The 13363-nt window shown below is 65.1% G+C and carries 12 protein-coding genes; 7 read left to right on the top strand and 5 right to left on the bottom strand.

The window, feature by feature from the left end:
- The first annotated feature begins 25 nt into the window (after positions 1–25).
- Complete coding sequence (locus tag KR49_RS02955; RefSeq protein WP_043691460.1) at positions 26–1207, top strand: DUF4336 domain-containing protein; 1182 nt, start codon at positions 26–28, stop codon at positions 1205–1207.
- Here KR49_RS02955 and KR49_RS02950 read toward each other — a convergent pair.
- Both KR49_RS02950 and lepB read right to left on the bottom strand, forming a co-directional pair.
- Positions 1197–1550 (bottom strand): DUF760 domain-containing protein, encoded by a 354-nt coding sequence (locus KR49_RS02950; RefSeq protein WP_043691458.1) that lies wholly within the window; start codon positions 1548–1550, stop codon positions 1197–1199. The two genes, KR49_RS02955 and KR49_RS02950, sit on opposite strands and share 11 nt — an antisense overlap.
- Positions 1551–1565: 15 nt before the next feature.
- A complete protein-coding gene (gene lepB / locus KR49_RS02945; protein WP_043691456.1) occupies positions 1566–2189 on the bottom strand; it encodes a signal peptidase I in 624 nt (207 codons plus the stop codon).
- Positions 2190–2314: 125 nt separating this feature from the next.
- On the opposite strand from lepB, the gene menD reads away from it, so the two are divergent.
- The 6 genes from menD (at position 2315) to murF (ending at position 9118) form a co-directional block, all read left to right on the top strand.
- Positions 2315–4015: a 2-succinyl-5-enolpyruvyl-6-hydroxy-3-cyclohexene-1-carboxylic-acid synthase gene (menD, locus tag KR49_RS02940; protein WP_043691454.1), complete on the top strand. Its 1701-nt coding sequence runs from the start codon at positions 2315–2317 to the stop codon at positions 4013–4015.
- 5 nt (positions 4016–4020) lie between these two features.
- Complete coding sequence (gene menB, locus KR49_RS02935; RefSeq protein ID WP_043691452.1) at positions 4021–4890, top strand: 1,4-dihydroxy-2-naphthoyl-CoA synthase; 870 nt, start codon at positions 4021–4023, stop codon at positions 4888–4890.
- A gap of 5 nt (positions 4891–4895) precedes the next feature.
- Positions 4896–5441 carry a L,D-transpeptidase gene (locus KR49_RS02930; protein WP_043691450.1) on the top strand — a complete coding sequence of 182 codons (546 nt, stop codon included), beginning with the start codon at positions 4896–4898 and terminating at the stop codon, positions 5439–5441.
- Between the two features lie 67 nt (positions 5442–5508).
- A complete protein-coding gene (gene glgA, locus KR49_RS02925; RefSeq protein WP_043691448.1) occupies positions 5509–7071 on the top strand; it encodes a glycogen synthase GlgA in 1563 nt (520 codons plus the stop codon).
- 2 nt (positions 7072–7073) lie between these two features.
- Complete coding sequence (locus KR49_RS02920) at positions 7074–7772, top strand: hypothetical protein (RefSeq protein WP_052378145.1); 699 nt, start codon at positions 7074–7076, stop codon at positions 7770–7772.
- Entirely contained in the window at positions 7769–9118 is a 1350-nt protein-coding gene (gene murF / locus KR49_RS02915; RefSeq protein WP_043691444.1) for a UDP-N-acetylmuramoyl-tripeptide--D-alanyl-D-alanine ligase, read from the top strand. The genes KR49_RS02920 and murF overlap by 4 nt, the downstream gene beginning before the upstream one ends.
- Here the strand turns inward: murF and KR49_RS02910 are convergent.
- Genes KR49_RS02910 through glmU form a run of 3 tightly spaced genes read right to left on the bottom strand, consistent with a single transcriptional unit; the run spans position 9101 to position 13335 of the window.
- A complete protein-coding gene (locus KR49_RS02910) occupies positions 9101–10660 on the bottom strand; it encodes a metallophosphoesterase (protein WP_043691443.1) in 1560 nt (519 codons plus the stop codon). The two genes, murF and KR49_RS02910, sit on opposite strands and share 18 nt — an antisense overlap.
- Positions 10657–11964, bottom strand: coding sequence for a YegS/Rv2252/BmrU family lipid kinase (locus KR49_RS02905; protein WP_043691441.1), 1308 nt, complete (start codon positions 11962–11964; stop codon positions 10657–10659). The genes KR49_RS02910 and KR49_RS02905 overlap by 4 nt, the downstream gene beginning before the upstream one ends.
- A 15-nt stretch (positions 11965–11979) precedes the next feature.
- Entirely contained in the window at positions 11980–13335 is a 1356-nt protein-coding gene (glmU, locus tag KR49_RS02900; protein WP_043691439.1) for a bifunctional UDP-N-acetylglucosamine diphosphorylase/glucosamine-1-phosphate N-acetyltransferase GlmU, read from the bottom strand.
- Between the last annotated feature and the right edge of the window lie 28 nt (positions 13336–13363).

Below are 13363 nucleotides of genomic sequence, written 5' to 3'. Positions count from 1 at the left end.
GAATCTTTGAACCTGCGTTGATGGGTTGGCTGCAAGCGGTTCTCAAGCAGCCAGCCAACGCTGGCCGTGGTGGCCGCTGCTGCCGCTTTATCCCTTTGGCCGCCGTCGCACGGTGTTCAGTGAGCTGATCCCTGGCCAGCTCTGGAGCCTGGAGCAGCTGCAGGGGGTGTATTACGTGGCCGTGCCGGTGCGGCTCACCGTGGCCAAGGTGCCCGGCGGGCTGATGTTGGTGAATCCACTGCCGCCCACCGGTGAGCTTCGTCAGGCCATTGCTGGCCTTGAACAGCAGCACGGCCCGGTGCGCACGATCGTGCTCCCCACCGCCTCCGGCCTGGAGCACAAGCTGCCCCTCGGCCCCCTGGCCCGCGCCTTCCCGGATGCGGAAATTTGGGTGTGCCCCGGTCAATGGAGTTTCCCGGTGCAGTTGCCCTTGTCCTGGTTGGGCGTTCCAGCACACCGCACCAAGGTGTTGCTCGACGATGGCGTCCCCCATGGCGACGTGTGTGAGTGGATCACGCTTGGACCGCTCGATCTTGGTGTTGGTCGCTTTCAAGAGATCAGCTGTTTTCACCGCCCTTCCGGTGCCTTGATGGTGACCGATGCGTTGGTTGGCATTTCGGCTGAGCCACCGGCTCTGTTTGATCTCGATCCAACGCCGTTGCTGTTCCACGCCAGGGAACGGGGTGACGAGCCGCTCCTCGATACGCCCGAGGCGCGGCGGCGGGGCTGGGCCCGTTTGGTGCTGTTCGCTTCCTATCTGCGGCCGGAGCCGCTCGAGGTTCCCCCGATTTCCGAGCTGCTCCGCCATGCCTTCCGGCCTGGTTTACGGACTGCCCGCGCTCACTTCGGCCTCTATCCATTCCGATGGCGGCAGGGCTGGCAGGACGCGGCCATGGGGCTGATCGGAGACCATCAACCTCTCCTTCAGGTGGCGCCCGTGGTGGAACGACTCGTGCTGCCGCGCGCCTTGGAGACCTTCCTGCAATGGCTTCAGCAGATCGGGAGACTCGATGGGATGCGGTGGCTTGTGCCAGCGCACTACAGCGCTCCGATTGCCTTCAGCCCCCAACGCTCCGATGAGCTCTGCTCACAGCTCAACACAGACACTTGGGCACCCAGTGATGCGAACTGGGCGTTTCTGAGCTCAATCGATCAGCGTCTGCTGAAGCTCGGCGTGGTCCCGACGGATCCGCAGCTCAGAGGTTGAGTTGGTCGTCGGGCTCGATCGCCATCTGATCATCGGCGAACAGCGTTTCCTCCAGTTCCTTTCGCTGCTCCATCTGGCGCAGGAAGTAACCGGTCATCATCGCCGAGGCCAGCATGTTGGCCAGGTTCTCCCTGTTGGAGGTGACTTTCACCTCAAAGTGCTCGCCGGGGAGCATCCCCAGCAGTCCCTGAACGTTGTGGCGGATGATGTCCTGGATCTCGCCGCTCGCTGATTTCGCGACCCTCTGAAGGGTGTCTGGAGACTGTTCCTGCAGATACTGGATCAGGCTGTTCCCCGCTTGACCGTCGTTGTTATCGGTGGTCAGGAACTCGGGGTTAAACATCCCGTGTTATCTGCATCACGGCCCTGACCCTACCCCAGCCTCAGAGTTCGATTCGATTCCGTCGGTGGTGGAGAACCGAATCGGTCCGAAGCGATTCAGGGGCCAGTACCGCCAGATCGCAGTGCCGATCACGTTCGCTTCCGGCAGCGGACCCCAGAGATGGGAATCCAGGCTTGCGTTGCGGTTATCGCCCATCACCCAGAGCTGATGATCCGGCACGGTCACCGGTGCCATGGCGTAGGTGATCGGCTCATCCAGCCAGGGCTCCGGAACGGGCTCACCGTTGCGGATCAGGAGGCCGTCGCGTACTTCCAGCTGGTCGCCCGGATGCCCCACCAAGCGCTTGATCAGCGCGGCGGAGGCGTCGTACCCGGCGTCCACCAGCTGAGCAGGTGGCGCGAACACCACGATGCTGTTCAGAGGCAGCTGCCGACCCCGCTGCTGTTCCAGGGGAGGTCGGATCTTCTCCACCAGGATTCTGTCCTGCAGCTGCAACGTGGGGAGCATCGATCCGGAGGGGATCCAGCGGGGCTCGACCACCAGCCATCGGATCAGCAGCGCCAGGAGGGCCCAGAGGATCAGGCTGCGCCAGAAACCACCCTCGCGGGGGCGATCCGGTGGGGACGGGGAGGGACTCATGGCCGCACCCTCGCATCGGGTGGGCTTGGATCAGGGACGGATGAGATGGTGCTGCAGCAGGATTCCTGCAGTGGTGCTCTCCTGCACTGTCGGTTGCCCGCGCCAACCTCGAAGCGGCTCTTGGCCTGCTCCGCGCCCTGCACGGTCAGGGGTTGCGGCGTTTGGTGCTCTGTCCAGGCAGTCGTTCCGGTTCTCTGGCGACGGCGTCGGGCCTGATGGCGTCGCAGGGAATGCTGCAGCTGTTCACGGCGATTGATGAGCGATCGGCAGCCTTCCTCGCCCTCGGGATGGCGACGGCGGCCGGCAGGTCCGTGGCGGTGGTGACCACCTCGGGCACAGCGGTCGCCAATCTGCTGCCAGCCGCCGTCGAGGCCGATCGCAGCTGTCAGCCGCTGCTGCTGCTCACGGCCGATCGACCGGAACGGCTCAAGAACTGCGGAGCGAATCAGACCGTTAACCAGGAGCAGTTTCTGAATCCTGCCTGCCGCTGGGTCGGCAACATCGCCCCGACTGGTCTGCACGCTGCTTCAGCTGCCGACATCGATCGTCTGGCTTTACGGGGATGGCGCCATGCCCAGGGGCAGGCCGGTCAACCTCCCGGTCCGGTTCATCTGAACATCCCGTTCGAGGAGCCGCTCCACGCCGCCCTCCCCGATCAGCAGCAGGTGCTGTGCGGGTTGCGAAACCCTTCTGCTCCTGCAGTGGGCGTCGCCGAAAGCACCACCACCGTTGATCCGCCGGAGGCCTCAGCTCCGGCCCTGGATCCCGCAAAGGCGGGCGTTGTGGTGGCAGGACCATGGCGGGGACTGAGCACCGATCTGGCGGGGTATCGCGGTGCGCTCGCGGATTGGTTGGAGCGCAGCGGCTGGCCTCTTCTGGCCGATCCGCTGGCCGCTCTGCCGGTGGAGTGGCCCGGTCGGGTGCATCACTGGCCGCTGCTGCTCGATCAGTTCCACGGCGGCAGTGATCTGCAGGTGCTGCGTCTGGGAAGCATGCCTGCCAGTCGGGCGCTGGAACGCTGGCTTGCTGCCGCCAGGGGGCCTCAGGTGCTGATCAGTGAAGGCGATGCCCGTCCGCTCGACCCGCTCGGCCGAGCCGCGCCGTGGAGCGGGGGGATGGAGGCCTGGCTGGCTCAGCAGTCCCCCGGACGGGCTGGTCTGAGCACCGCCTGGGCGGAGCCGGACCATCGTCTCGGCGCCCTGCTGGATGAGCTTCTTCCCTGCAGGGGGGCTGTGACTGAGCCCGCGCTCGCCCGCGCCCTGGGTCAGCTGCTGCCCAGCGGTCTGCCTGTGATGCTGGCGGCCAGCTCCCCCGTCCGGGACTGGATGCTGTGGAGCGGTAAGGGTGGGGCTGATCGCCGATGTTTCAGCTTCCGCGGTGCTTCCGGCATCGACGGCACCCTGTCGCTGGCCATGGGACTGGCCTGGTCGCTGGGACCAATGGTGCTGCTCACGGGTGATCTGGCCCTGCTGCACGACGCCAACGGCTGGCTTCACGGCGGTCCTGACGGGCCACCGTTGCTGGTGATCCTCATCGACAACGGCGGCGGTGGAATTTTCCAGCAGCTGGACATCCAGCAGCAGGGCGAGGAGCGATTCGATCAGCTGTTCGCCATGCCACAGCGGGTCGATCCGCTGGCACTGGCTGCGGCCCATGGCATTCCCGGGCGGGCTCTCAGCTGTCTGGAGGATCTGCATGACGCCCTGGACTGGGGTCTGGCGCAACAGGGCCCCGCGCTGCTGCGGGCCTGCACGGATCGACGCGGCGATGCGGTTCTGCGCCAACAGCTGCACTCCGCTGCTCAGAATGAGGCGATGACGCTCTGAAGCCGATGTCCCTGGCGCGGCGGGTTCTTCCCGGTGAATCGATCGTCGCGTGGCAGCCCTGGGGCACCTACACGGACATCCTTGTCGACCGCTGCGATGAAGGCATCGCCCGCATCGCCATCAACCGGCCGGCCAAACGCAATGCCTTCCGGCCGCAGACGGTGGTGGAGCTCTGCGATGCCTTCAGTCGTGTCCGCGATGAGCGGGAGATCGGCGTGGTGCTGTTCACAGGAGCGGGGCCGTCCCAGGACGGGGTCCACGCCTTCTGCGCCGGCGGTGACCAGAGCGTGCGCGGCGACGGCGGTTACGTGGGGGAGGACGGCCTTCCGCGACTGAATGTGCTCGATCTCCAGCGGATCATCCGCAGCCTGCCGAAGGTGGTGATCGCCCTGGTAGCCGGGTATGCCATGGGGGGCGGTCAGGTGCTGCATCTGCTGTGCGATCTCAGCCTGGCTGCTGACAACGCCGTTTTCGGGCAGACCGGTCCAAAGGTGGGCAGCTTCGACGGCGGTTACGGCGCCGGCTTTCTGGCCCGGGTGGTCGGCCAGCGCAAAGCGCGCGAGATCTGGTTCCTCTGTCGTCGCTACGGCGCTGAAGAAGCCCTGAGGATGGGGCTGGTGAATGCTGTGGTGCCTCTGGAGGAGCTGGAGGCGGAAGGGGCGCGCTGGGCCCGGGAGGTGCTGCAGCACAGTCCCACGGCGATTCGTTGTCTCAAGGCCGCCTTCAACGCCGAAACCGATGGGCTGGCCGGCATCCAGGAGCTGGCCGGACAGGCCACCCACCTCTTCTACCGGACCGATGAAGCGCAGGAGGGGCGTGATGCGTTCCTCGGCAAACGCCCCCCTGATTTTTCCGGGACTGGCTGGTTACCCTGACGTCGATGCTTCCACTGACGCCCCCGGATCCGGCTCCGCTGCTGCGGTCAGCGTCGATGGATTCGGTCATGGCGGCACTGGCATCACTGCCTTCGGATCTGCTGCAGAAAAAGGAGCGTCACATCGTGATGCTGCGCGGTCGCCGTCGGCTGCTGCTCCTCGAGAACGGCGGTTTGCGCAGCGCCTTCCCCGTGGCTGTCGGTATGCCCGGCTGGGAGACCCCCACCGGTCGCTTCCGGGTGATGGAGAAGATCGACCAACCGATCTGGGTTCATCCGGTCACCGGAGAGCGCGTGGAGGAGCAGGGGCCTGATAATCCCCTCGGCAGCCACTGGATCGCCTTCCATCGCGATTGCCTCGGGCGTGATGCCCACGACGGTGAAACCTGGATCACGATCGAGGGTTGCACCACCACCGGTTTTCACGGCACCCCGCATCGCTGGACCGTGGGGCGTGCGATCTCCCATGGCTGTGTGCGTCTGTACAACGAAGATGTGCGATCCCTCTACCGGCAGGTGAATCTCGGAACACCGGTGACGGTGCTGCCGTGACGGCCGGAGCATGCAGCGCGGGCCGGGGTTGCCCCTAAAGTCGCCGCGCCAAGTCGGAAGTCCATCGATGCGCATCCTGTTCGCCGCCGCCGAATGCGCCCCGATGATCAAGGTGGGCGGGATGGGCGATGTCGTCGGTTCGCTGCCCCCGGCTCTGACCCGACTCGGGCACGATGTGCGGCTGATCATTCCGGGCTACGGGAAGCTCTGGAGCAAGCTCGCGATCCCGGATGAGCCGATCTGGCGCGCCCAGACGATGGGCACCGAGTTCGCTGTCTACGAAACCCGCCATCCCTCCAACGGCCTGACCATCTATCTGGTGGGGCATCCCGTGTTCGATCCCGAGCGGATCTACGGCGGTGAGGATGAAGACTGGCGATTCACCTTCTTCGCCAGCGCTGCCGCCGAGTTCGCCTGGAATGTCTGGAAGCCTCAGGTGCTTCACTGCCATGACTGGCACACCGGCATGATTCCGGTGTGGATGCACCAGGACCCGGAGATCAGCACGGTCTTCACGATCCACAACCTCAAGTACCAGGGACCCTGGCGCTGGAAGCTGGATCGCATCACCTGGTGCCCCTGGTACATGCAGGGAGATCACACGATGGCAGCGGCGCTGCTCTATGCCGATCGTGTGAATGCGGTCTCTCCGACCTATGCCCAGGAGATCCGCACGGCCGAATACGGCGAGAGACTCGACGGACTGCTGAATTTCGTCTCCGGCAAACTGCGCGGCATCCTCAACGGAATCGATCTCAAAGCCTGGGATCCCGCCACGGACAGGGCTCTTCCCGCCAACTACAGCGCCGAGGATCTCTCCGGCAAGGCGGAATGCAAGCGCGTTCTCCAGGAGCGCATGGGGCTGGAAGTGCGTGACAACGCCTTTGTGCTCGGCATGGTGAGTCGCCTGGTCGATCAGAAGGGGGTCGATCTGCTGCTTCAGGTCGCCGATCGCCTGCTGGCTTACACCGATTCCCAGATCGTGGTGCTCGGCACCGGCGACCGGGGGCTGGAATCAGGCCTGTGGCAGCTGGCCTCCCGTCATCCCGGTCGCTGCGCTGTCTTCCTCACGTATGACGACGATCTCTCGCGGCTCATCTACGCCGGCAGCGATTCCTTCCTGATGCCGAGCCGCTTTGAGCCCTGCGGCATCAGTCAGCTCTATGCCATGCGCTATGGCTCCGTTCCGGTGGTGCGCAAGGTGGGTGGTCTGGTGGATACGGTTCCCCCCCATGACCCGGCAGCTGACGCCGGCACCGGCTTCTGTTTCGATCGTTTCGAACCGGTCGACTTCTACACAGCACTGGTGCGGACCTGGGAGGCCTACCGCCATCGCAGCAGCTGGAACCAGCTGCAGATCCGCGGCATGACCCAGGACTACAGCTGGGATCGTTCCGCTGTGCAGTACGACGCGATGTACCGCGATGTGTGCGGTATCAAGACCCCCACTCCGGATGCGGCGATGGTGGAGCAGTTGTCCCTGGGACAGGATGCCGATCCGTCCCGGAGCGCCGCAGACAAGAGCGCACCTCAGAAGGATCCGGCGCCAGCGGAACTGGCACCAGCAGCAGAGTCTCCATCGGAGCAGCCGCGTAACCCGCTCAACCGGCTGTTCGGCCGTCGCAGCTGATCTTGCCCAATCTGCCGGCCCCCTACGTCAGTCCATGGCGTGAGTTCGCCCGCAACCTGCGGTCGATGGCGGCGGATCTGAGGTTGCGGCTTCAGGAGGTCTGGCGTCGTAATCGAGAGGGCGATCTGTCCGTTCCCGGCTTCTGGCCTCAGGAGTTGGCCCCCTGGTTCTGGCCGCTCCTTCTGGTGCTGCTGTTGGGGTTGGTGCTGCTGCTGCCCGGGCGTTTCACGCGCAGCCTTGCCGGCAATCCCCCGCCTGATCCGAGAGCGGTTCCGTCCAGCGAGATCCCCTCAGCACCCCCCTCAGCACCCCCCTCAGCACCCCCCTCAGCACCCCCCTCACCCCCCTCACTCACCGCGCCTCCCGTCGCGCCGCCGGCGGAGAGCGTTACTGAAAAGCCTCCTGTTGTGCCGTCTCTGGATCCACTGCTTGAGCTTCTGCTGGGACCGGACGCCCCCAGCCAGCTGCTGGTCTCGGCCCGACCGGATGGGCAGGCGCTCCAGCTAGTGCTGGAGCTGTCCGATCGCTGGTCTGCCGTGCCTCTGGCCATGCGAAAGCAGCTGGCAGAGGACTGGCAGCAACGCAGCAATGAGCTGGGCTACGAGCAGCTGCGTCTGGTCGATGCGGAAGACCGTCTCCTCGGGCGCTCAGCCCGGGTTGGCGTCGGCATGATCCTCTACGACATCCCCGCCTCGGCATGACTCTGCGGATTCAGCAGTTGATCGATCTCTGGGGACAGCCTCGGGGGGCATCCCTGGACCCGCAGCAGACGGTTGGCTCGATCGTCACGGACAGCCGCCGGATGCAGACCGGCGGGTTCTTCGTTCCCCTGGTGGGAGAACGTTTCGATGGCCATGCGTTTCTGGAGCAGATCAGTGCCAGCGGAGCTCAGGCCGCCGTGGTGTCCAGAAGCTGGAATCAGCCCCTGCCTGAGGGACTGCTGCACTGGCGTGTCGATGACACTCTCGATGCCTACCAGCAGCTGGCCCGTCAGCATCGTCTTGCCCTGGACCTGCCGGTGGTGGCGGTGACGGGTTCCGCGGGCAAGACCACCACCCGCGAACTGATCCGGGCGACGCTGTCGTCCCTGGGGCCGGTGATGGCCAGTGAAGGCAACAACAACAACGACATCGGCGTACCGCTGACGCTGCTGGAGACCACGGCAGCCCACGGCGCTGTCGTGGTGGAGATGGGCATGCGTGGGCCTGGGGAGATCGCACGTCTGTCGCGATGCGCCGAGCCTGGTCTCGCGGTGATCACGAACATCGGCACGGCCCACATCGGACGTCTCGGCAGTCGTGAGGCCATTGCTGCCGCCAAGTGCGAGATCACGGCCGCCCTCCATCCCGATGGCGTCGTCGTGATTCCCGCTGGGGATCCTCTTCTGGAAACGGCGCTGGCTGAGGTCTGGACAGGCCGTGTGCTGCGGGTCCGCCTGGAGGGGGATGCCACGGCGGCAGCTGATCTGACCGGTGAGGTCTCCGCGGAGCACCTGATGTTTGACGGCCATTCCCTGTCTCTGCCGCTGCAGGGGCGCCACAACGCCCGCAACCTGCTGCTCGCCGTCGCTGTGGCCCGGGAGCTGGGTGTTGCCGATGAGGCTCTGGAGGATCTGCAAGTGAGCGTTCCCGGCGGCCGCAATCGGCGTCTGCGTCAGGGCGGGCTCACGGTTCTCGATGAGTCCTACAACGCTTCGCCGGAGGCTGTCCTGGCCGCTCTTGAGTTGCTGGCCGTTCAGCCCGGCCGTCGCTTCGCCGTGCTGGGAACGATGCTGGAACTCGGTGACCGCAGTGTTGAGCTTCATGCCGCTGTGGCAGCCCGGGCTGCGGAGCTGAAACTGGACGGACTCGTGGTTGTCGCGGCAGATCCCGAGGCCGCCGCCATGGCAGCGGCCGCAGCATCGCTTGATCGCCTTGCGGTGGTGTCGAGGCCGGACGCTGCCGCCGAGCCGTTGCGGCATTGGCTCCAATCCGGTGATGTGGTGCTGCTGAAGGCCAGCCGCGGTGTCGCCCTGGAACGTCTGCTGCCGTTACTGCCTTCGGTGTGACGGGCCTGAAAGGGTGATCGTCTCGAGGACCTGATCGCTCCAGCCTCGATCAGCCCTGCAGGACACCAGCGGGGTCAGTCGGATCGTCAGCGGACGTCCTGCCGCGATGTCCACCCGCAGACCGCTGTAGGCATGGCGTCCTTCCGCCGGCGGCCAATCCTTTCCGATGTAGAGATCGCTGCTGGCTACGTGCTTCTCGCTGCCGTCGTCATTCATTTCCATCAGTCGTGCTCCCTCGCGGCGCTGACTGCGCAGGCCATAGCCGCTGCCGCCGCAGATGACCCAGTGGATTCCACTGTCCGCGTGGCCGGTGTCGTGGGTGCGCAGCACCTCCAGGCAGTGGGCGTGACCGCTGAGCACCAGGTCCACAGGAGCCGCTGCGGCCATGGTGTCGCCCAGCGATGCGGCGACGCCATCCAGCACCTGCCGGAGCCGCAGGCGGATCGCCATGGTGTCGGCCTGGGTCCACTTGGTCGCTTCGGTGACGTACGGAGGGTGGTGCATGGTCAGGATTCTTCCCCGCACCGTCGGGTCCCGATGCGAGGCGATCAAGCCGTCCTTCAGCCACTTCAGCTGGGCTTCGTCCACGGTCGCCCCCTGCCCGATCCGGCGGCGCAGATCCAGAATCGACTCCTGGAGTGTCTCCAGTTCATCGAGCAGAGCATCGCGGCTCTCCTCATCAACACCACCACTGGCCAGAGACTGGTAGACGTGATTCTGTTGGTGTTCGCAGGCCTGCAGCTCCTGTTGCAGGCTGCGGCGATCCTGCGATGGCGCCACGGGCGAGATCAGCGTGTTGGAGTCGATCGCGAAGACGTCGACCCCTGCATGGCGGAATCGGTAATAACGGTTTGGCAGGCGGGTGAGCCGTCCCGGCCGGTAGTGGAGGCAGCGATGTCCGTCCCACACGGCGTCGTAGTGGGTCTCGAGATGCTGCTCGAGTCGGGAGGGAGGCAGCTGGTGGAGCACATCCATGAACGCCTGGGCATAGACCTCTCCCTGGCCTGAGCCGCGCCAGCCGGCGTCGACATCGTGGAACCACTGCAGATGACGGCGCAGGGGCAGGGTCAGACCTGCCACCAGCGCCACAGGGAAGGAGAGGTCGTAGTAGTCGTGATTGCCGGGAACCGGGAGGAACGGCTGGTTGAACACCATCCCCTCATGGCTCAGGCTGGACCATTGCTCTCCGTCCTGGAGCCATTCCCGATAGGGGCGCAGAAAATTGTCGCGGTACTGATCCGCTGCTCCCACCAGATAGACCACATCACCTGTGTGAAGCAGAAAGGCCGCATCCGGCTTGTGGGGTAGCAGCCGTTCGGCGATCCGCCTCGGAGGGCTGTGGAAGCGGTGACGGCCGGTGCCGCTGTCCCCGAGCACCAGAAAGTGGAACGGGTCCTCTTGTCCGGGCTGATCCCCATCCGGCTCGAGCACCAGGCGTGTCTGGTCGATGCCCCGGCTGGTCAGCGCCGGCTGTTTCCAGCGCACCCGCTCCGCCATCCGGGTGATCTTGCGCTGGATGGTGGGGTCGCTGGCGAGGTTCAAGGTTTCAGGCGGATCGGAGCCACCACCTGCAGGGCTCCCGGTTTGACGGACACCGTCATCTTGTCGGCGTCAAGAATCTCCCCATCCACCACCAGCTTCTGAGTCTCCTCCAGTTCAACCTCGATCTGGCGGGTCCGGAAACAGGCGATGTTGTCGTGGTTGGCGGTGTTGCTGACGATCGCCGACCAGGCCAGGCTCGACAGAACCGAAAACCCACTGATGCGGTCTTTCGGGGAGGCGACGATCACCTCGAGAAGACCGTCGTCGGGGATCACCTGGCCGAAGCCCTGGGCCATCACGGAGGTCGCGGGTGCGGCGTTGGCCACGGTGATGGCACTGGCTTCGAGGTGATATTCCTCGCCGTCGATCCGTAAGGTCGCCTTGAACGGCTGCTGGTCCACCAGCTGACGCGCTCCCGAGAAGATGTAGGCCATCGGCCCGAGGATGTTCTTCAGTTCACGGCTTGCCTTGTTCACCATTCCCGCCTCGAATCCGAGGCCGGAGAGCAGGATCATCGGCTGGTCGTTGCACATGGCGACGTCCACCAGGCGTGTGTTGCCCAGCAGCAGATTGGTGCAGGCGGCCTTCACTCCCGTTGGGATGCCGAGGGCGACTGAGAAGGCGTTCGCCGTTCCACGGGGAATGATGCCGAGGGGGATGTCACTGTCCGCCAGAGCACTGGCGACGGCTCCGACGGTTCCGTCACCTCCGGAAGCGATGATCAGCGATTCGCCTTCCCCCTGCTGCTCGAAGGCCTTGATCTCCTGGATCAGTTCCCTGGCCTGCTGGGCGGGGTCGAGATTGGGTTGGGTCATCCAGATCTGAAGCATGATCTGGGGTTCGAGATAACTGCGGATCTCGGCCAGTTCGCTGACGGGGTCCCCCTGGCCGGCCACGGGATTGAAGATCAGATAGCCCCGCCGGCTGCCCTTGATGCCCCGCACCAGTGCGGAAGCGGAGGCGGGATTCAGGGCGATCGGCAGATCATTGAGCAGGGCTGCACGCACCAGGGGTTCCGACAGCACATCTCCGGCCCGCTCGCCCGTGGGCGAGGGGAAGTGGATCAGTCCGCTGATCTCTCCCTTCAGGATCGTGGCGGCCATCTCGATGTCACCGCCGCTGCGGATGCCTCGGCAGGAGGTGATCGAGAGCTGGCCCAGGGTGTTGCGCTTGGACAGTTCCGCCAGCACGTCCTCGGCGATGAGCAACGAAAACCCTTTCAGCAGCTCGGCGTTGTTGCCGATCCAGGTCCCGAGCGCGGGACAGACGCTGGAATCGGCGTTCAGAACCAGGGTCGAAGGCATGTGGATGGTGTGGAGTCAGTCTCCGGAGCTGCGGCTCCAGCCCTCCTTGTTCATCTGGCGGGAGCGTCCGATGGCGAGGGCACCATCCGACACATCCTTGGTGATAGTCGAACCGGCTGCGACCGTCACCTCCTTCCCCAGAGACAACGGAGCCACCAGCACGGAATTGGCCCCGGTCTTGCTGCCGTCGCCGATCACCGTGCGGTGCTTCCGAACGCCGTCGTAGTTGGCGGTGATCGTGCCGGCCCCAACGTTGACGTTGTCGCCAAGGCTCGCGTCGCCGATGTAGCTGAGGTGATTCACCTTGCTGCCAGCTCCGATCTGACTCTTCTTCACCTCAACGAAGTTGCCGATGCGGCAGCCCTTGCCGATCTCAGCCGCCGGTCGGAGATGGGCGAACGGGCCGATGCTGACGTCGTCCGCCACGGTCGCCTCTCGCACCACCGAATGCAGAACGGTCACGGCGTCTCCGAGATCGGCATTCTCCAGCAGCGAACCTGGTCCCAGACGGCAGTTGTCTCCGATTCGGCAGGATCCCCTCAGATGGGTCTGGGGTTCGATCACCACATCTCTCCCGAACCGGCAGTCCTCACTCAGGGTGCAGCTGTCCGGATCGACGAAGGTGACCCCCTCCGCCATCCAGTGCTCCCTGAGCCGCTGTTGAAGCACCGCTTCGCACTGCGCCAGCTGTCTGCGGTTGTTGATGCCGTTCACTTCATCGGGATCCGCCACTTCCAAATGCATGGCCCGTGGCAGCATCGCCACGGTGTCGGTCAGGTACAGCTCTCCCTGGTCGTTATCGGTGCTCAGCTGCGGCAGCACCCCCTCCAGCGCTTGCCAGTTGAAGCAGTAGATGCCTGCGTTGGTGAGGGTGTTGCTGCGCTGCTCCTCAGTGCAGTCGCGATGCTCGATGATGCCGCTGACCTGTCCCGTTTCATCAGCGAAGACGCGGCCGTAGCCGGTGGGATCCGAAAGCCGAGCCGTCAGAAGCGTGACGTCGGCGCCGCTGTTCCGATGACCGTTCACCAGGGACTCGATCGTTTCCGGGCGTAGCAGCGGTACATCGCCGTTGAGCACCAGCAGTTCCCCTTCGAAGCCCTTCAGCACCGGCAGCAGCTGCTGCACGGCGTGACCTGTGCCGTTCTGGGGTTGCTGCAGAACGAACTCCAGACCGCCGATCGGGCTCAGCTTCTCCTCCACCCGTTCAGCCTGGTGACCCACGATCAACAGCCGTCGTTCGGGCTGCAGCGTCCGGGCACTGGCCAGAACCCGCTCCACCAGGGTGGCTCCCGCCAGAGGCTGCAGAACCTTCGGCAGAGCGCTCTTCATGCGAGTGCCCTTTCCAGCGGCCAGAACAGCAACGGCAAGCATGTCGGGCGTGATCGAAACGGCCGGAATC

Origin of the sequence: Synechococcus sp. KORDI-49, assembly GCF_000737575.1 — a bacterium.
GTDB lineage: Bacteria > Cyanobacteriota > Cyanobacteriia > PCC-6307 > Cyanobiaceae > Parasynechococcus.
This window is presented reverse-complemented; position numbering and strand designations above follow the sequence as displayed.

What these genes read in the sequence shown, in the direction of transcription:
- KR49_RS02950 (WP_043691458.1), bottom strand. Translation starts at nt 1,550, where the DNA reads ATGTTTAACCCCGAGTTCCTGACCACCGATAACAACGACGGTCAAGCG.
- lepB (WP_043691456.1), bottom strand. Translation starts at nt 2,189, where the DNA reads ATGAGTCCCTCCCCGTCCCCACCGGATCGCCCCCGCGAGGGTGGTTTC.
- menB (WP_043691452.1), top strand. Translation starts at nt 4,021, where the DNA reads ATGTCCCTGGCGCGGCGGGTTCTTCCCGGTGAATCGATCGTCGCGTGG.
- KR49_RS02930 (WP_043691450.1), top strand. Translation starts at nt 4,896, where the DNA reads ATGCTTCCACTGACGCCCCCGGATCCGGCTCCGCTGCTGCGGTCAGCG.
- glgA (WP_043691448.1), top strand. Translation starts at nt 5,509, where the DNA reads ATGCGCATCCTGTTCGCCGCCGCCGAATGCGCCCCGATGATCAAGGTG.
- murF (WP_043691444.1), top strand. Translation starts at nt 7,769, where the DNA reads ATGACTCTGCGGATTCAGCAGTTGATCGATCTCTGGGGACAGCCTCGG.
- KR49_RS02905 (WP_043691441.1), bottom strand. Translation starts at nt 11,964, where the DNA reads ATGCCTTCGACCCTGGTTCTGAACGCCGATTCCAGCGTCTGTCCCGCG.
- glmU (WP_043691439.1), bottom strand. Translation starts at nt 13,335, where the DNA reads ATGCTTGCCGTTGCTGTTCTGGCCGCTGGAAAGGGCACTCGCATGAAG.